Source organism: Micromonospora sp. NPDC000207 (genome assembly GCF_040300925.1).
Lineage (GTDB): Bacteria > Actinomycetota > Actinomycetes > Mycobacteriales > Micromonosporaceae > Micromonospora.
Genome location: NZ_JBEPEQ010000021.1, coordinates 1 through 18,670 on the forward strand (window position 1 = coordinate 1; position 18,670 = coordinate 18,670).

General features: G+C 72.4%; 13 protein-coding genes and 4 pseudogenes. 10 read left to right on the forward strand and 7 right to left on the reverse strand.

The features are described 5' to 3' along the window. Window positions 1-473: pseudogene (locus tag ABT336_RS07610) on the reverse strand (hypothetical protein); the annotation flags it as partial. Between the two features lie 242 nt (window positions 474-715). Continuing rightward, window positions 716-1,498, reverse strand: coding sequence for a transcriptional repressor LexA (gene lexA, locus ABT336_RS07615; RefSeq protein WP_350895707.1), 783 nt, complete (start codon window positions 1,496-1,498; stop codon window positions 716-718). A 648-nt stretch (window positions 1,499-2,146) separates the two neighbouring features. Between lexA and nrdR the strand changes: the two genes are divergently transcribed. The 6 genes and pseudogenes from nrdR (at window position 2,147) to ABT336_RS07645 (ending at window position 7,740) form a co-directional block, all read left to right on the forward strand. After that, window positions 2,147-2,716: a transcriptional regulator NrdR gene (nrdR, locus tag ABT336_RS07620; protein ID WP_350895708.1), complete on the forward strand. Its 570-nt coding sequence runs from the start codon at window positions 2,147-2,149 to the stop codon at window positions 2,714-2,716. Window positions 2,717-2,785: 69 nt separating this feature from the next. Then, a pseudogene (locus tag ABT336_RS07625) lies at window positions 2,786-3,253 on the forward strand (vitamin B12-dependent ribonucleotide reductase); the annotation flags it as partial. After that, window positions 3,254-4,135, forward strand: a pseudogene (locus ABT336_RS07630) (LAGLIDADG family homing endonuclease); the annotation flags it as partial. Window positions 4,136-4,312: 177 nt separating this feature from the next. Continuing rightward, a pseudogene (locus ABT336_RS07635) lies at window positions 4,313-6,745 on the forward strand (vitamin B12-dependent ribonucleotide reductase); the annotation flags it as partial. Window positions 6,746-6,855: 110 nt separating this feature from the next. Further along, entirely contained in the window at window positions 6,856-7,098 is a 243-nt protein-coding gene (locus tag ABT336_RS07640) for a DUF5522 domain-containing protein (RefSeq protein WP_350895709.1), read from the forward strand. 78 nt (window positions 7,099-7,176) lie between these two features. Further along, window positions 7,177-7,740, forward strand: a complete 564-nt coding sequence (locus ABT336_RS07645; RefSeq protein WP_350895710.1) for a hypothetical protein — start codon at window positions 7,177-7,179, stop codon at window positions 7,738-7,740. A 71-nt stretch (window positions 7,741-7,811) separates the two neighbouring features. Here ABT336_RS07645 and ABT336_RS07650 read toward each other — a convergent pair whose 3' ends face one another. After that, entirely contained in the window at window positions 7,812-8,507 is a 696-nt protein-coding gene (locus ABT336_RS07650; protein WP_350895711.1) for an iron-dependent transcriptional repressor DtxR, read from the reverse strand. A gap of 151 nt (window positions 8,508-8,658) precedes the next feature. On the opposite strand from ABT336_RS07650, the gene ABT336_RS07655 reads away from it, so the two are divergent. The 3 genes from ABT336_RS07655 to ABT336_RS07665 all read left to right on the forward strand — a co-directional run bounded on the left by ABT336_RS07655 (window position 8,659) and on the right by ABT336_RS07665 (window position 13,432). Further along, window positions 8,659-9,552, forward strand: coding sequence for a sulfurtransferase (locus ABT336_RS07655; protein WP_350895712.1), 894 nt, complete (start codon window positions 8,659-8,661; stop codon window positions 9,550-9,552). A 68-nt stretch (window positions 9,553-9,620) separates the two neighbouring features. Further along, a complete protein-coding gene (locus tag ABT336_RS07660; RefSeq protein ID WP_350895713.1) occupies window positions 9,621-10,802 on the forward strand; it encodes an acetoin utilization protein AcuC in 1,182 nt (393 codons plus the stop codon). 59 nt (window positions 10,803-10,861) lie between these two features. Beyond that, window positions 10,862-13,432: a bifunctional acetate--CoA ligase family protein/GNAT family N-acetyltransferase gene (locus tag ABT336_RS07665; protein WP_350895714.1), complete on the forward strand. Its 2,571-nt coding sequence runs from the start codon at window positions 10,862-10,864 to the stop codon at window positions 13,430-13,432. A gap of 133 nt (window positions 13,433-13,565) precedes the next feature. On the opposite strand, the gene sigB is transcribed toward ABT336_RS07665, so the two are convergent. Then, entirely contained in the window at window positions 13,566-14,558 is a 993-nt protein-coding gene (gene sigB, locus ABT336_RS07670) for an RNA polymerase sigma factor SigB (protein WP_350895715.1), read from the reverse strand. Window positions 14,559-14,834: 276 nt separating this feature from the next. Here sigB and ABT336_RS07675 point away from each other — a divergent pair, with 276 nt between their 5' ends. Continuing rightward, a complete protein-coding gene (locus ABT336_RS07675) occupies window positions 14,835-15,623 on the forward strand; it encodes a sporulation protein (protein WP_350895716.1) in 789 nt (262 codons plus the stop codon). Window positions 15,624-15,712: 89 nt separating this feature from the next. On the opposite strand, the gene dtd is transcribed toward ABT336_RS07675, so the two are convergent. From dtd to ABT336_RS07690, 3 genes are read right to left on the reverse strand one after another with little or no spacing between them, the layout of a single operon-like run. Next, window positions 15,713-16,135 carry a D-aminoacyl-tRNA deacylase gene (dtd, locus tag ABT336_RS07680; protein WP_350895717.1) on the reverse strand — a complete coding sequence of 141 codons (423 nt, stop codon included), beginning with the start codon at window positions 16,133-16,135 and terminating at the stop codon, window positions 15,713-15,715. Continuing rightward, a complete protein-coding gene (locus ABT336_RS07685; protein WP_350895752.1) occupies window positions 16,135-17,619 on the reverse strand; it encodes a DUF7782 domain-containing protein in 1,485 nt (494 codons plus the stop codon). The genes dtd and ABT336_RS07685 overlap by 1 nt, the downstream gene beginning before the upstream one ends. 54 nt (window positions 17,620-17,673) lie before the next feature. Then, window positions 17,674-18,651, reverse strand: coding sequence for a CPBP family intramembrane glutamic endopeptidase (locus ABT336_RS07690; protein WP_350895718.1), 978 nt, complete (start codon window positions 18,649-18,651; stop codon window positions 17,674-17,676). Window positions 18,652-18,670 lie beyond the last annotated feature (19 nt).

Sequence of the window (18,670 nt, forward strand, 5' to 3'; positions counted from 1 at the left end):
GCCCGGGAGACCAGGACGCGCCCGCCGCAGCTCGTGCGGGGGCCCGTCCCGGCGGTGCCGGTGCCGGTGCCGGCTCGGGACGGGCGGCTGCCGCCGCCGTACCCCGGCCGGGGGGACAGCCCGGCCCGGCTCGGCCCGGTGGTGCCGGCGGAGGGCGACCCGGGGGGAGTGGGAAGCCCACCGGTGGCAAGGCCGGTGGCGGCGTGTACGGCGGCGGTCAGTCCGGCCGGGGCGGCGGCGTCTACGGCGGTGGTCGGCCTCCGGCCGAGGACGGCGGTGGTCGGGCCGCGAGCGAGGGCGGCCGTGGTGGCGGCGGGGTCTACGGGGGAGCGGCCTCGGGTGGCCAGGGCGGTGGGCAGCCACGCGGTGGGGGCTCGGGAGGCCGCGACGGCGGGCAGCCACGCGGTGGCCCAGGTGGCCAGGGCGGTGGCGGTCGTGGTGGACGACCGCCGGCCGGTGGTCGGGGCGGACAACCTCAGGGCAACCGGGGCGGCCAGCCCGGCGGAGGCGGTGGCCGCAGCGGCCAGGCCGGTGGAGGCGGTCGGGGCGGGGTCTACGGCGGCGGCCGGGCCGAACCACCGCGCCGGGCACCTCGGGATCCTGACTCCCGAGACCAGGATTCCCGTGGTCGGCGGCGTGACGACGGCCCGAACGACTACCGGGGTGAGCGGTACTGACCCTGCCGACTGCCTGCGACGGCACGAGTTCGGGCCGGTCAGATCCGGCGCAGCACCGCGACGACCCGTCCCATGATGGTGGCGTCGTCGCCCGGGATCGGGTCGAAGGCCGGGTTCTGCGGCATCAGCCAGACGTGCCCGTCGCGGCGACGGTAGGTCTTGACGGTTGCTTCACCGTCGAGCATCGCTGCCACGATCTCGCCGGAGTCGGCGGTGGGCTGTTGGCGCACCACCACCCAGTCGCCGTCACAGATCGCCGCGTCGAGCATCGAGTCGCCCTTGACCTGGAGCATGAAGACCTCGCCCTCACCCACCAACTCGCGGGGAAGCGGGAAGACGTCCTCCACCGACTGCTCGGCGAGGATCGGGCCACCGGCGGCGATCCGGCCCAGCATCGGCACGTACGCCGGGGCGGGGCGCTGCGCGCGGGAGAGCTCGTCGTCGACGGCGTCGCCGGGAGTGCGGACGTCCACCGCCCGGGGGCGGTTCGGGTCGCGGCGCAGGAAGCCCTTCTTCTCCAGCTCCTTGAGCTGGTAGGCGACGCTGGAGGGCGAGACGAGGCCGACCGCCTCGCCGATCTCCCGGACGCTCGGTGGGTAACCGTGCCGGTCGACCCAGGTCCGGATGAACTCCAGGATCCGGCGCTGCCGAGCGGTCAGGTCGACGGTGGCCGGCTCCGAGAACGCGCTCACCGGGGCGACCGGCCGTACGGCGGGTTGGCCGGGACGGCTACGCGGGGCGCCACGACGCCGACTGGCCGGTGGACCCGCGTCGGTCTTCTGCTGCGGGTGCTTCGGCCGGCTGGCCCGCTCCTCGGTCACGTCCGTCCTCCCTGGTCGGCGCTGACTGCCTTGCGGCACGTGGTGCATACGGTGAAGGCCGGGCGACCCGCCGTTGCGGTGCTGCCCGACTGTTCCTGACCGTATAGGTGGGATCGGCCATTTTCAAACATCTGTACGACCGTTTTCGGGGTGTCGGTGACGGATGCCCGGTATTCCGAACCGCTGTTCTGCCGATGATACGTCCGGTTGGAACAGGTGTGCGATCGGATCGTCGGCGGGGTGGGTAACCCGGTCGGGTTCGAGGCGTTGGAGACTCGGACGGGTCCGGCCCGCTGCGCCAGGCGGGCCGGCCCGGTCCACGCGGTGGGTCCGCCCGGGTCCGTGGGGGGAATCCGCCCTGGTCCGTGCGGTGGTGCAACGCCGGGTGTGCGGGGGTGGTGACCGGATGGTGTGGTGACGCGCCGGACACGCCGGTCAACTTGACCGGGGTCCGTCAGCGGCATACGGTCGACCCCTAGATGTAGTAGTCACATGGGTGTAAGTCGCCTACAGGTTGGGTTCGACTACCGACCGCACTCCCCGTACCGCCAGCCAGTCGGCAGCCATCGGTGATGGCTGCCGTCGCCCCGGCGCGTGCGACGGGGGTGTCTGGTGCTGCCTGCGAATCGATGGCGAGGAGGTCGGGCGATGCGGTGTCCGTACTGCCGACACGCCGACTCCCGGGTGGTCGACTCGCGGGAGGCCGACGACGGTCAGCTGATCCGTCGTCGGCGGTCCTGCACCGAGTGCGGCAAGCGGTTCACCACAGTCGAGGAGGCCGTCCTCGCCGTGGTCAAGCGCAGCGGGGTGACCGAGCCCTTCAGCCGTACGAAGATCATCGGCGGGGTGCGCAAGGCATGCCAGGGGCGACCCGTCGACGACGACTCACTCGCCCTGCTCGCCCAGCGGGTGGAGGAGACCGTCCGCGCCAAGGGCGCTGCCGAACTGCCCAGCCACGAGGTGGGACTGGCCATCCTCGGCCCCCTGCGGGACCTGGACGAGGTGGCGTACCTCAGGTTCGCCAGCGTCTACCGGTCGTTCGACTCCCTCGCCGACTTCGAGCGGGAGATCGAGACGCTGCGGGAGGTGGCGCGGGCCCGGGAGGCAGGCGACCCTGCTCCGGCCGACCGCGTACCGGCGACTGCGCCCCCGGGCGACCCCACCGTGACGGTGGGGATCGCCGACGGCGCGGCGCGGGCCGACGGCCGTACCAACTGAGCTTTTTCCGATTTTTTCACGACAGTGACCATGCGTGGTGCGATGCTGCGCGGACGAGGGGTGGATGAGATGGCGGGGGACGGCGTGACAACCAGCCGGTCGCGGTCGAAGGCCGGCGCGGGACTCAAGGTCGAGCGGGTCTGGACCACCGACGGGGTCCACCCCTACGACGAGGTCGCCTGGGAACGACGCGACATCGTCATGACCAACTGGCGGGACGGCTCGATCAACTTCGAGCAGCGCGGGGTGGAGTACCCCGAGGCGTGGAGCGTCAACGCCGCCAACATCGTGACCACCAAGTACTTCCGGGGCGCGGTGGGGACCCCGGAGCGGGAGTGGTCGCTCAAGCAGCTCATCGACCGGGTGGTGGTCACCTACCGCAAGGCCGGTGAGCTGCACGGATACTTCGCCACCCCCGGCGACGCCGAGATCTTCGAGCACGAACTGACCTGGATGCTGCTGCACCAGGTGTTCAGCTTCAACTCCCCGGTCTGGTTCAACGTCGGTACGCCGTCACCCCAGCAGGTCTCGGCGTGTCTGCCGTACGACTCGTTGGTGAGCACCCCTGGTGGGCTGGTGCCGATCGGCAAGCTGGTCGAGGACGGGGCCGTTGGCACCAAGGTGTACGACGCGAGCGGCCTGACCAGGATCGTCGCCGTCAAGGACAACGGTGTCCGTGAGGTCATCCGGCTGCACACCAAGGCGGGCTACCAGCTCGACGTCACGCCGGACCACGTCGTCTGGCTCAGCACCGGGGCCGGTAGCGGCAAGTGGGTGGAGGCGGGCACCCTGAAGCCGGGTGACCAGCTCGAATGGCACCGGACGTACGCCTACGGCGAGGACCAGATCGACCTGCGGGAGATCCGGGAGGCCGCCCTCGCCGGGTGGTTGCAGTCGGACAGGTTCGTCGGTCAGTACACCGAGGGCGCCAACCGGTCGTTGACGATCGAGGCGATCACCGTCAACGACGACGAGTTGGACTGGGTGACCGGCTCCCTGGACGAGGTCTTCCCCGACGCGCACCGCAAGGTGCGGACCGTGGCGACCCAGGACGAGACGTTGGACCGTCGGCGGACCCGCCTCCACGGGGAGCGCCTGCGCCCCTTCGTGGACAAGTGGAACCTGTCGGTCCGTGGCGCCGAGATGACGGTGCCGCAGCGACTCCTGACCGCACCGCTCCCGGTCGTCGCCGCGTACCTGCGCAGCATCTTCCAGGCCGAGGGTTACGTCTCGTCGCGGGAGAGCTCGACCCTCGTCGCCGCAGACATGATCTCCGAGGAGCTGGTCCGGGGGGTTCAGAGCCTGCTCCTGCGGTTCGGGATCTTCTCCCACGTGTCGCGTAAGGCCGACCCCCGGCCGGACCGCCAGGACATCTGGACCGTCCGGATCCAGAACGACGGCGACCGTGACGCCTTCGCCACGCACATCGGGTTCGTCGGCGCGGAGAAGATGGCCAAGCTGGAGGCGGGCTTCGCCAAGCCGGGTCGTCCGGCCAACGACGTCAAGCAGTTGGAGGTCGACCGCATCGAGCCGCTCGGCGCGATGGCGGTCTACGACATCCAGACCGAGAGCGGCGAGTTCCTGGCCGGGAACCTCCGTGTCCACAACTGCTTCATCCTGGCCGTCGACGACTCGATGGACTCGATCCTCGACTGGTACAAGGAAGAGGGGCTGATCTTCAAGGGCGGCTCCGGTTCCGGGGTGAACCTGTCCCGGATCCGCTCCTCCCGGGAGCTGCTCTCCTCCGGTGGCACCGCCTCCGGACCGGTCAGCTTCATGCGGGGCGCGGACGCCAGCGCGGGCACCATCAAGTCCGGCGGGGCCACCCGGCGGGCCGCCAAGATGGTCATCCTCGACGTGGACCACCCCGACATCGAGGAGTTCGTGGTCACCAAGGCGCGCGAGGAGGACAAGATCCGCGCGCTGCGCGACGCCGGGTTCGACATGGACCTCGGCGGCTCGGACATCGTCAGCGTCCAGTACCAGAACGCCAACAACTCGGTCCGGGTCTCCGACGAGTTCATGAGCGCGGTGGAGGGCGGCGGCGGGTTCGACCTGCGTGGCCGACTCGACGGCGCGGTGATCGAGACCATCGACGCCAAGAAGCTGTTCCGGACCATCTCCCAGGCCGCCTGGGAGTGCGCCGACCCCGGTCTGCAGTACGACGACACCATCAACGACTGGCACACCTGCCCGGAGACCGGGCGGATCACCGCGTCGAACCCGTGCTCGGAGTACCTGCACCTGGACAACTCCTCGTGCAACCTGGCCTCCCTGAACCTGATGAAGTTCCTCCGCTCCGACGGTGGCTTCGAGGTGGAGAAGTTCGTCAGGTCGGTCGAGTTCGTCATCACCGCGATGGACATCTCGATCTGCTTCGCCGACTTCCCGACGGAGAAGATCGGCGAGACCACCCGTGCCTACCGGCAGCTCGGCATCGGGTACGCCAACCTCGGCGCGCTGCTGATGGCCTCCGGTCTGCCGTACGACTCGGACCAGGGGCGTTCCGTCGCGGCGGCGATCACCTCGCTGATGACCGGTACCGCGTACCGCCGCTCGGCGGAGCTGGCCGGGATCGTCGGCGCGTACGAGGGCTACGCCCGCAACGCCGAGCCGCACAAGCGGGTCATGCGCAAGCACGCCGCCGCCAACGACGAGATCAAGCCCAGCGGTACGGTCGCCACCGCCATCGTCCGTGAGGCCACGAAGCAGTGGACCCAGGGCAACAAGGTCGGCGAGAAGAACGGCTGGCGCAACTCGCAGGCCAGCGTGCTCGCCCCGACCGGCACCATCGGCCTGATGATGGACTGCGACACCACCGGCGTCGAGCCGGACCTGGCGTTGGTCAAGTTCAAGAAGCTGGTCGGCGGCGGCTCGATGCAGATCGTCAACCAGACGGTGCCGCGTGCCCTGCGCAGCCTGGGCTACCCGGAGGAGCAGGTCGAGGCGATCGTCGAGCACATCGCCGACCACGGTCACGTGGTGGACGCCCCCGGCCTGAAGCCGGAGCACTACCCGGTCTTCGACTGCGCGATGGGTGAGCGTTCCATCGCCCCGATGGGCCACGTGCGGATGATGGCGGCGGTGCAGCCGTTCATCTCCGGGGCGATCTCGAAGACGGTGAACATGCCGGAGGCGGCCACCGTCGCCGACGTCGAGAAGATCTACTTCGAGGGCTGGAAGCTCGGCCTGAAGGCGCTGGCGATCTACCGGGACAACTGCAAGGTCGGCCAGCCCCTGTCGGTGGCGAAGCCGAACAAGGGTGCGGCGGAGGTCGCCGAGGCCCCGGCCGCCGTGGCGGAGCCGGCCGTCGAGCGGGTCGTCGAGTACCGCCCGGTGCGCAAGCGGCTGCCGAAGAAGCGCCCGTCGCAGACGGTCAGCTTCTCCGTCGGTGGTGCCGAGGGCTACCTCACCGCCTCGTCGTACCCCGACGACGGGCTCGGCGAGGTCTTCCTCAAGATGTCCAAGCAGGGCTCCACCCTGGCCGGTGTGATGGACGCCTTCTCGGTGGCGATCAGCATCGGGCTGCAGTACGGCGTCCCGCTGGAGACGTACGTCAGCAAGTTCACCAACATGCGGTTCGAGCCGGCCGGGATGACCGACGACTCGGACGTGCGGATGGCCGCCTCGGTGATGGACTACATCTTCCGTCGGCTGGCGCTGGACTTCCTGCCGTACGACCGCCGCGCCGAGCTGGGCATCTTCACCGCCAAGGAGCGCGCCGCCCAGCTGCGGGCCGAGGCGGAGGCGGAGGCGAACGGCACCGACCTCACCGCGATGGCCGCCTCCGCGCCGGTGGAGGCCGCGCCGGAGCCCAAGATCGGTCCGGTCGCCCAGCCCGCCCAGGAGGTCGCCGACGTCGTCGCCGCCAAGCCTGCTCCGGCGGTCGGCTCCAGCACCGAACTCCTGGAGGCCGTGATCGGCAAGGCCGCCGACGCACCGCTCTGCTTCACCTGCGGTACGAAGATGCGCCCCGCCGGAAGCTGCTACGTCTGTGAGGGGTGCGGCTCCACCAGCGGCTGCAGCTGACCCGTCGCGGTCTCGTCTGCGCTGAGGGCGGCAGTCACGCGCCTGAGCGACAGGGGACGCCCCCGGACCACGATGTCCGGGGGCGTCCCCTGTTTTCCTACACTGCTGCGGTGGGTGGGGAGCGGGTGCCGTTGGCGGGTCGGGCGTTGACCGAGCCGCACCCGTCCCGGCTGCCCGACGACCACCCCGACCGGGAACGGATCCTGGCGGTGCACGCCGCCGCACTCGCCGCCGGGGAGTCCGGTTACCTCGACCCGGCGACCGGACTGTTCGTGCTCAGCGCCGGTTTCCTCGCCCGGCGAGGCACGTGCTGTGGGCGTGGCTGTCGGCACTGTCCGTATGTGGACGACTGACGACTTTCCTCCCGTCCGCTCTTTCCGTACGGTGGCCGACGGGCATTCGGGGCGGGACGTCACCGGGAGGTGGAGACAGTGCGCGGGCGGGTGTGGTGGGTTGCGGCGGTGGTGTTGCTGGCGACGGGCTGTGCGCAGGAGTCGGACGAGCGGGTGACGAAGCCGCCGGTGCCGCCGATGGACACACCGCAGGGCGTTGCCGAACCGGCGGCCTCGGCCGGTGGGGCCTGCGAGTTGCTGGACTTCGCGAAGATCGAGGAGCACGCCGGGGTCAGGTTCGACGTGGCCGCCGCCGGCGAGCGCAACGGCAGCCACACCTGTGTGGTCCGGGCTGGGCAGGACGACCTGCCGGAGTTGACCCTCAGCGTCAGCAAGACCTCACTGGACCGGGCGTCGTTCGCCGCCGACGTGGTGCCGCAGCAGGCCGAGACTGTCTCCGGCCTGGGGCAGCAGGCGTACCGCCGGACCGTGGCGGCCTCCGACGGTGACGGTCCGGTCGCCGAGGTGGGATGGCTGGCCGACCAGGGTCGCCTGGCGATCCTGCGCTACACGCTGCCTGCCGACGCCGAGCGGTCCGCAGCGCAGGAGCTGGCCGGCAAGCTGACCGAGTTGGCCAAGTCGGTGGAGGTCAAGCCCCTCTGACCGGGGCGTCGACGACGCCGCCGGTCGACCGGGTGACCGGTCGACCGGCGTGGATCGGGGCGGTACGACGGTCAGCCGGCGGCCACGAACACCCGGGAGGCGACCTCCCGGGGCAACCGGACCCGGTCGCCGGAGCGGTCGATGGAGACGCCGTCGCGCTCCTGGACGACGGTCACCGTGGCACCGGGGTCGACGCCGGCGGCGTGCAGTTGCCGGAGCACGTCGGAGTCGGTCTGGACGCTCTCGCAGATCCGTCGGACCACCACCGCCCCGGAGAGGCCGGGGAAGGCGAGGTTGCGTTCGCTGTCGTTGCCGGGGACGTCGGGCGTTCCCGCGCTACCCAGTTCCTCCAGTCCTGGGATCGGGTTGCCGTACGGCGACCGGGTCGGCCGGTTGAGCAGGTCGTACACCCGCTGCTCGACGGCGTCGCTCATCACGTGCTCCCACCGGCAGGCCTCCTCGTGGGCCTCCTCGTAGGGCATCCCGATCACGTTGACCAGCAGGAGTTCGGCCAACCGGTGCTTGCGCATCACCGCGACCGCGCTGGTGCGGCCCTGGTCGGTGAGGGTCAGGTGCCGGTCTCCCTCGACGGTGAGCAGTCCGTCGCGCTCCATCCGGGCCACTGTCTGGCTGACAGTGGGTCCGCTCTGCCGCAACCGTTCGGCGATCCGGGCGCGCAGCGGCGGCACACCCTCCTCCTCCAGTTCGAGGATGGTGCGCAGGTACATCTCGGTCGTATCGACTAGATCTGTTTTAGACACCTTCATCCCTTCCTGGCGACGAAGGTGTCGACCCTCGGTCGTGTCGACGAGGTCACACTCCACGCCAGCGGTTTCCGTGGCCGATGCTACCTCGGCGTCCGCCGAACGACCTCTGTCGAACCGCCGTCAGCTGCCCCGATGGTGTTGACTGGGCGGCATGCCCGAATCCGCGAACCCGCTCGTCGAGCCCGATCGTCTCGCCGCCGAGCTGGCGCGGCCCGACCCGCCCACGCTGCTCGACGTCAGGTGGCGGCTGTCCGGGCCGTCCGGGCGGGGCGACCACGCCGCCGGTCATCTGCCCGGCGCTGTCTTCCTCGACCTGGACGCCGACCTGTGCGGGCCGCCCGGCCCGGCCGGTCGGCATCCGCTGCCCGACCCCGCCACCCTCCAGGCCGTTCTCCGGGCCGCCGGGGTCCGGGCCGGTCACCCCGTGGTGGTGTACGACGGGGGCGACGGGATGGCCGCCGCCCGAGCCTGGTGGACGCTGCGCTGGGCGGGCCACCGGCCGGTCCGGGTGCTGCACGGCGGCTGGCCCGCCTGGGTCGGGGCCGGGCTGCCCACCGGCACCGATCCGCCCGCCCCGGTTCCGGGGGACGTGGTGGTCGATCCGGGCGGACTGCCGGTCCTCGACCCGGACCAGGTCGTCCACCTCGTGGATCCGACCGGCGGTACGCAGGCCGACCCGGCCCGGGACACCACGCCGGGGGTCCTGCTCGACGTGCGGGCCGCTGCCCGGTACCGGGGGGAGACCGAGCCGATCGACAACGTCGCCGGTCACGTACCCGGGGCGGTGAACCTGCCCGCCACCGCGCTGGTCGGTACGGACGGTCGGTACCCGTCCGCCGACGACCTGCGACTGCGGTTCGCCGAGGTCGGGGTGGAGCCGGGCCGCCGGGTCGGGGCGTACTGCGGCTCGGGGGTGACCGCCGCGCAGGCGGTCCTCGCCCTGCACCTCGCGGGACGCCCGGACGCCGCGCTCTACGTCGGGTCCTGGAGCAACTGGATCGCCGATCCGGGGCGCCCGGTGGCGACCGGGCCGCAGCCCGGCTGACCGGTGTGGCGGCCTGTCGGTGACCACGCTGCCCGGTGGACATCGGTCCGACGTGCGACGATGGCCTGATGTCGGACGAGACGGTGGTGGTGTGGGACGAGTCCCTGCTCGCCTACGACCTCGGTGATCATCCGCTCGACCCGGTCCGGGTCGAGCTGACAGTCGCGCTCGCCCGCGAGCTCGGCGTCCTGGACCGCCCTGGGGTACGCCTGGTCCGTCCGCGACCCGCCGACGACGCCCTGCTCACCCGGGTGCACACCGCCGACTACCTCGACGCGGTACGGGCCGCCCCCACCGACCCGCTCTTCGCCGGGTACGGCCTGGGCACCTCGGACAATCCGGTCTTCCCCGGGATGCACGAGTCCAGTGCGTTGGTCGCCGGGGCCAGTGTGGCCGCCGCCGAGGCGGTGTGGCGTGGCGAGGCCCGGCGGGCGGTGAACGTCGCCGGGGGGCTGCACCACGCCATGCCCGACCGGGCCGCCGGGTTCTGTGTCTACAACGACCCGGCGGTGGCGATCGCCCGTCTGCTCGACCTGGGGGCCGAGCGGATCGCGTACGTCGACGTCGACGTGCACCACGGCGACGGGGTCCAGGAGGTCTTCTGGAACGACCCCCGGGTGCTCACGATCAGCCTGCACGAGACTCCACTCGCGCTCTTCCCCGGCACCGGGTTCCCCGACGAGACCGGTGGCCCGGAGGCGGCCGGATCGGCGGTGAACGTGGCGTTACCGCCGGGCACCGGAGATCCCGGATGGCAGCGGGCCTTCCACGCCGTCGTCCCGTCCGTGTTGCGGGCGTTCCGGCCGCAGGTGCTCGTCACCCAGTGCGGTGCCGACGCCCACCGGGTCGACCCGCTGGCCGACCTGCACCTGTCCGTGGACGGTCAACGCGCCACCTACCTGGCCCTGCGGGCGCTCGCCGACGAACTCTGCGACGGTCGGTGGGTGGCCACCGGCGGCGGGGGATACGCCCTGGTCGAGGTGGTTCCCCGGGCCTGGACCCATCTGCTGGCGGTGGCCACCGGGGAGCCGCTGTCCCCGGCCACCCCGACCCCACCGGCGTGGCGGGAGCTGGCCGCCGCCCGTCGACCCGGTCGGGAGGTCCCGCTGCGGATGACCGACGACGTCGACCCGACGCACAGGCCGTGGCAGCCGACCGGCGAACCGGACCCGGTGGACCGGGCGGTGGCGGCCACCCGCAAGGCGGTGTTCCCCCTGCTCGGTCTGGACCCGCACGACCCGAGGGACTGAACCCGAGGCCGTACGCGGGTGGGCCGACCGGCCGGCGGTGACAGCGGAGGGAGGCGGTCGTGACCCGGGCGTACCCGGTCGACGTACTGCTCAGCGACGGTACGACGGTCCAGCTGCGACAGATCAACCCGCAGGACGCGCCGGGGATCGTGGCGATGCACTCGCGGTTCTCCGAACGCACCAGGTACCTGCGGTACTTCTCGGCGTACCCGCGTATCCCGCAGCGGGACCTGGACCGGTTCGTGACAGTGGACCACGGTGACCGGGAGGCGCTGGTGGTGCTGGCCGGTGACCGGATCGTCGCCGTCGGCCGGTACGAGCGGCTCGGCCCGCAGGACCCGGAGGCGGAGGTGGCATTCGTCGTCGAGGACGCCTTCCAGGGTCGGGGGATCGGTTCGGTCCTGCTGGAACACCTCGCCGACGCGGCCCGGCAGGTCGACGTGACGAGCTTCGTGGCCGAGGTGCTCCCGGCCAACGGGGCGATGCTGCGGGTCTTCGCCGACTTCGGCTACCAGGTCCAGCGGCAGTTCGCCGACGGGGTGGTGCACCTCAGCTTCCCGATCGCCCCGACCGAGCAGACCCTTGAGGTGCAGCGGGGTCGGGAGCACCGGACCGAGGCCCGTTCGATCGCCCGGCTGCTCGCCCCCCGGGGTGTCGCCGTGTACGGGGCCAGCGCCACCGGTCAGGGGGTGGGTGCGGCGCTGCTCGGACACCTACGGGACGCAGGTTTCACCGGCGAGATCGTGCCGGTGCACCGCAGCGCGTCGAGCGTCGCCGGGCTACCGGCGTACCCGTCGGCGGCCGACGCCGGCCTGCCTGTGGATCTGGCGGTGGTCGCGGTCCCGCCGGAGGCGGCCTCGGCGGTGGTGGCCGACGCGGCCGCCGCCGGGGCTCACGGTCTGGTGGTGGTCTCGGCCGGTTTCGCCGAGGCGGGACCGGAGGGCGCGGCGGCGCAGCGGACCGTGGTCCGGGCCGCCCACGCCGCCGGGATGCGGGTGGTCGGCCCGAACTGCCTCGGAGTGGCGAACACCGACCCGGCGGTACGCCTCAACGCCACCCTGGCTCCGGTCCTGCCGAATCCCGGACCGGTCGGGATCTTCAGCCAGTCCGGCACGTTCGCTGTGGCGTTGCTGGCCGAGGCGCACCGTCGTGGACTGGGCCTGTCAAGCTTCGTCTCGGCCGGCAACCGGGCCGACGTCTCCGGCAACGACCTGCTCCAGTTCTGGCAGGCCGACCCGGGCACCGACGTGATCATGTTGTACCTGGAGACGTTCGGAAACCCCCGCAAGTTCGCCCGGCTGGCCCGGGGGATCGGCCGGAGCAAGCCGGTGGTGGCGCTCGCCTCACCGGCCCGGTCACCGGGGGTGGGGGAGAGTCCGGGACCGGACACCGAGGCGGTCAGCGCGCTGTTCGCCCAGTCCGGGGTGATCCGGGTGGACACCGTCTCCGAGCTGCTCGACGTCGGCCTGCTCCTGGCCGACCAACCCCTGCCGGCCGGTCCCCGGGTCGGCGTCGTCGGCAACTCCTGCGCCCTGACCGGCCTCGCCGCGACCGCCTGCGCCACCCAGGGGCTCACAGTCGCCGCCGGGTACCCCACCGACGTGGGGCCGCAGGCCGGGGCGGGGGAGTTCGCTGTGGCCCTCGCCGAGGCGGCGGCCGACGAGGGGGTCGACGCCCTGGTCGCCGTCTGCGCCCCGCCCCTGCCCGGCCAGCCCACCGACGGGGCCGGTGACTTCGCCGCCGCGCTGCCCGCCGTGTCGAGCACCGGGAAACCGGCGGTGGCGACCTTCCTGGCCGGAACGTTGCCGGTCGGGCGGCTGCCGGCGGGGGTGCCGGCGTACCCCAGCGTCGAGGAGGCGGTCCGGGCCCTGGCCCGGGTCACCACGTACGCGCGGTGGCGGAGCCGGGAACCGGGGGTCGTCCCCGACCTGTCCCGGGTGGACCCGACGGCCGGGGAGGCGGCGATCCGGGCCGCCGGTGACCATCCGACCCGTCCCCTGCTCGCCGCGTACGGCATCGACGTGGTCGACTCGGTGTCGGCTCGTACCCTCGACGAGGTTCTGGCCGCCGTCGACCGGCTCGGGTGTCCGGTGGTGCTGAAGGCCGCCGCTCCCGGCCTGCGGCACCGGCTCGACCTCGGTGCGGTCCGCCTGGACCTGGCCGACCCGGCTGCGGTGCGTCGGGCGTACGCGGAGCTGTCAGTGGCTTTCGGCGCGGACGTGCTGGTCCAGGCGATGGTCCCGCCGGGCGTGCCGTGCGTGGTCGAGGTGGTGGAGGATCCGGCCTTCGGGCCGGTGGTCGGGTTCGGGCTGGGTGGCGTGGCCACGGAGCTGCTCGGTGACCGGGCGTGGCGGGCGGTGCCGTTGACCGACCGGGACGCCCTGGAGTTGGTCGACGAGCCACGGGCGGCTCCGCTGCTGCGCGGGCATCGGGGTGCCGCCCCGGTGGACCGGGCCGCCCTTGCCGACCTGCTGTTACGGGTCGGGCGGCTCGCCGACGACCAGCCCCGGGTCCGTTCGCTGACCCTCAACCCGGTCCTGGCCCGCCCAGACGGGTACGCGATCCTGCACGCCACGGTCCGCACCGGTGCCGCAGTGGCCCGTCCCGACACCGGCCCCCGCCGACTCTGACCCACTCGGTTCCCACAGGGACCCCAGGGGCGCGGCGTCATCCTGTCGGGACCGGACAGGCGGAAGGCCCCGGTGAACCACCGGGGCCTTGATTCGCCGGTAACGCTCTCGTCGCCGGTCGCCGGCGGGGAGGTCAGCAGGCGTACGCCTCCAGGCGCTGGGCCCGCTCCGGGGCGCGCAGCTTCAGCAGGGTGACCTTCTCGATCTGCCGGATCCGCTCCCGGGAGAGGCCGAACTCGCGGCCCACCTCGTCCAGGGTGCGCTGGCGGCCGTCGTCGAGGCCGAACCGGAGCCGGATCACGGCCTGCTCGCGCTTGGAGAGGGTGGCGAGCACGACGCGTACCTCGTTGCGGAGCTCACCCCCGCCGGCGCCCTCACCCGCCTCGTCACGCGGGTCGACGGCGGCGACGAAGTCACCCAGGGCGCTCTCCCCGTCCTCGCCGACTGCCTGGTCCAGGCTGACCGGCTCCCGGTCGTAGGAGATCAGCTCGATGACCTGGAACTCGGGCACGTCCATCGCGACGGCGACCTCGGCGACGGTGGGCTCCCGGCCGAGCGTCACCGACAGCTCCCGCCGGGCCCGGACCATCTTGTTGACCTGCTCGACCATGTGCACCGGGATGCGGATGGTGCGGGCCTGGTCGGCCATGGCCCGGGTGATGGCCTGCCGGATCCACCAGGTGGCGTAGGTGGAGAACTTGTAGCCCTTGGCGTAGTCGAACTTCTCGACCGCCCGGATGAGGCCGAGGTTGCCCTCCTGGATCAGGTCGAGGAAGGCCATGCCACGGCCGGTGTACCGCTTGGCGATGCTCACCACCAGGCGCAGGTTCGCCTCGAGGAGGTGGTCCTTGGCGGCGCGGCCCTCGGCCGCGACCACGTCGAGTTCTGCCCGGAGGGAGGGCGAGACGGGGGTGCAGGTGGTCAGCTTCTCCTCGGCGAACAGCCCTGCCTCGATCCGCTTGGCGAGGTCGACCTCCTGCGCCGCGGTGAGCAGCTTCGTCCGGCCGATCCCGTTGAGGTACGCCCGAACCAGGTCTGTGGAGACACCACGCTCGTCGGTGGCGTCCAGGTCGGTGAGGGTGTCGGTGCTCGCACCGTGCTGCTGCTCGATCATCTGCTGGGCCATCTCCGTCGTCTCCCCGCGTCGACTTCCGTGCCGCTTACCGGGCCACCTGGTGGCACCGGTGACGAACAGCTTGGCGGGAAGGACGTGAAACGGGAGTGAGGCGATCGGGGACCCGACAGGAATCCGAGGACCACGATGCCGCCGTACCACCGGGTGTTGCCGACACGGTACCTCGCCGAGGCCCGTCGGACCAGGTCAGAAACCCTTGGTGGGGTCGGTTACCGTGCCATCGGCGACCATCGTGGTCGGTCGGCGCACAGGCGAGGAGAGGGCTTCATGGTCTTCAGACGGCTCATGCAGGCGATGGGGGTGGGTGGTCCGCAGGTGGAGACCGTCCTGGCGAACCCGAACTGCCGTCCCGGCGGTCAGGTGGAGGGCCGGGTCCAGATCCTCGGCGGCGAGCACCAGGTGGACATCTCGTACGTCTCCCTCGGACTGCAGACCCGGGTCGAGGTGGAGAGCGGCGACAACGAGTACCAGAGCAACCAGGAGTTCCACCGCCAGCACATCACCGGTGCGTTCCCGCTCGCCCCCGGCCAGCGCTACGACATCCCGTTCCGCTTCGACGTGCCGTGGGAGACCCCCGTGACAGTGCTGTACGGCCAGCACCTGCACGGGATGACGATGGGTCTGCGGACCGAGTTGGAGGTGGCCCGGGCGGTCGACTCCTCCGACCTTGACCCGGTCTCGGTGCACCCGCTGCCGGCCCAGGAACGGATCCTGGACGCGTTCGTCAGGCTGGGCTTCCGGTTCGCCCGCGCCGACGTGGAACGGGGTCACATCTACGGGGTGCACCAGACCCTGCCGTTCTACCAGGAGATCGAGTTCTACCCGGCGCCGCAGTACGCCCGGGCGATCAACCAGTTGGAGGTCACGTTCGTCTCCGACCCGCACCGGACCGAGGTGATCCTGGAGCTGGACAAGCGGGGTGGGCTGCTCACCGAGGGGCGGGACGCCTTCGGCCGCCTCACCGTCGACCACGCCACAGTGGACCGCACCGACTGGACGGCCCACCTCGACGGCTGGCTGCGTCACTCCCTCCAGTCCCGGGGCCTGTTCTTCTGACCCTCCCCGGCCGTCGACCCGCGCCGGGTGGTGAGGGCGACGGCACCCGTGGATCCCCACTGGTGCCGTCGACCCCGGGACCGGGGGACTCAGAGGTCGAGCAGCAGGGTGCGGGGGCCGACGTTGACGCTCTCCACGAGCATGTGGGTGCGGAACCGCCCGGTCTCGACGGTCGCGCCCCGGGCACGCAGGGCCGTGACGACGGCGTCGACGAGCGGCTCGGCGACCTCGGCGGGGGCGGCGGCGGTCCAGCTCGGCCGACGACCCCTGCGGGCGTCGCCGTACAGGGTGAACTGGCTGACCACCAGGAACGGGGCACCGGTGTCGACCGCCGACCGGTCCTCGTCGAGGATGCGCAGCTCGTGCAGCTTGCGGGCCATCGTCTGGGCCACCTGCTCGGTGTCCGAGTGGGTCACCCCGAGCAGGACCAGCAGGCCGTCGTCGATCGACCCGACCACCTCGCCGTCGACTGTCACACCGGCCCGCCCCACGGTCTGCACCAGTGCCCGCATCAGCCGACCACCGGCTCCACGATGCCCCGCTCCACCAGGTGCGCCACGATCGGTCCGGCGGCCTCGGCGAGTTCGTCGACCGCCACGTCGTGCGCGGCGGCGAGCAACGCGAGCTGGTCCCGCAGCGGCACCTCGCCGTCGGCCCCGCCGACCAGCGCCAGGACCAACGGGTCGACCTCCTCGGTCCAGCGCAGACCGTGCGGCATGGCGAGCACCTGCCGGTCCACCGCCCAGCCCTCGTCGCCCATGGTGGCCTCCTGCCGGAGCTGGAGCCCGTCGGCGGCCCGGTAGCGCTGGGCGAGCAGCCCGTCGGTGTCGCGTACCCGGAGGAAGTCCTGCCTGTCGAACCACTCGCCGACCCGGTCGCCCATCGGCTGCTCGACCTGTTGCCGCAGGGCCTCGACCCGGACCACCGGGTCGTCGTGCCCACTGCGCCGCAGCGAGACGATGCCGAACCCGACCGCCTCGATCCGGTGTTCGTCGAACCAGTCCAGCCAGGCGGCGGCCCGCTGCGGGTCACCGGCCTGGCCGGCGTCGGACAGCCACAGGTCCACGTACGCCATCGGGTCGGCGACCTCCCGCTGCACGACCCAGGCGTCCAGGCCGGTGCCGGTGAACCAGCCGGACACCCGCTCCCCCCAGTCCTCCCCGGTGACGTGCACCCAGTTCGCCAGGTACTGCATGGTGCCGCCCTCGGTGAGCAGCCCCGGCGCGGCGGCGGCCAGCTCTGCACCGACCGCGTCGCCGACCCGCCCGGAGTCGCGGTACACGTGGGTGGTGGTACCCGGGCCGACCACGAACGGCGGATTGCTCACCACCAGATCGAACCGGCGTCCGGCGACCGGAGCGACCAGGTCACCGGCGAGCAGCTCCCACTCCAGGCCGTTGAGCGCGGCGGTGGTGGCGGCGAAGCGCAGCGCCCGGGCGGAGACGTCGGTGGCGGTGACCCGGCGGGCGTGGGTGGACAGGTGCAGCGCCTGCGCACCCGACCCGGTGCCCAGGTCGAGCGCGGTCTCCACAGGCCGTCGGAGGGTGGCCCCGGTCAGGGTCTGGGTCGCCCCGCCGACGCCCAGGACGTGCTCGGCGGGCAGCGGGCGACCGGGCCGGGCACTGGCCGGCACGTCGGAGAGCAGCCACCACCCGTCCCCGTAGGGTTCCAGGTCCAGCCCCATCCGCAGACCGTCGCCGTGCCGCTCGACCAGGCCGGCGTCGAGCGCCTCGGCCAGCGGGAGCGGGGCCAGGGCGGCGGCGACGGCCGGTTCCGGCTCGACCTGCTCACAGACGAACAGCCGGATCAGGGTGGCCAGCGGGTCGCGTTCCTCGGTCGCCCGCAGGGCGGCCCGGAAGTCGTTGCGGGCCACCCCGGCGGTGGCCGCCGCGCCGAGCCGGGCGGCGATCCCGTGCGAGGTGTAGCCGGCCCGGGTCAGCGCGGTGCGCAGCGCCTCGACCCCGGCGGGGGAGAACAGCATGTCGTCGTGGTCCACCACGCCATCCTCCCTGTTGCGCCCCGACCGTCCGGCACCGCCCACGCCGACGGCTCAACGCGGCCCGGTCGCCAGGTACGGCCCGGTCGCCAGGTACGGCCCGGGGGCCACCGGGACCGGCGGGGCGGCGGTCACCGTCGCCACCGCACGGCGACCGGCGAGCCGGTCCACCAGCACCGTGTACGTCACCAGCACCGGCACGCTGACCGCCACCACCTGCCAGGGCGCGTCGGCCATCGTCTCCGTCGCGCCCAGCCCGCCGTACGCCGCCGTCAGGGCGAACGCGAGCACGTTGTTGACCACGTGCAGTGCGACAGCGGCCTCCAGTCCACCGGTACGCCGGGTCAGCCATCCCAGCAACAGCCCCATCACCGTCAGCTCGGCGAACCCCCACGGGGTGCCGAAGCCGTGCAGGGCGGAGAAGAGCAGGGCGGAGAGCACGATCCCCGGCCACGGGTTCGCCAGGTACGCCCCGACGGCCTGGGGCAGCCAGCCCCGGAAGACGTACTCCTCGGCGGCGGCCTGGAACGGCACGAGGAGCACGATCATCGACAACGCGACCCCGAACGCGGGCCACCCCACCCAGGCGGCCGGTTCGGTCAGTGACTCGTCGTGGCCGGTGAGCCGCAACAGCAGTTCGGCCCCGAACAGCAGCACCCCGATCAGCGGCACCGCGACCAGCAGGCAGACACCCAGCCACCGCCAGCGCAGGCGACCCGTCACCGAGGAGACGGTCCCGGCGGGGCGGCGCTGCAACCACCTGGCGGCGGCCAGGGTCCACGGCAGCGCGGCGGCGACAGCGAGTAGGAGCAGTGCGGTGTCGGCGACCGGACCCAGGACGGGGATCCCGTCGTCGTCGGTGGGTCGACCGGTCAGCTCGGCCACCACGGCGGCCACCCCGAAGATCACACAGACGGTGCCCACCGTTGCGGCGATGACGAGCAGGGTGCCGGCCAGGGGACGCCACCACCGGTGCCGGGCGGTACGGGCGAGCCGGTCGTACGGGGTTGCGGGCGGTGCGCCGACGATCATGTGACCATCCTGCGCCGAG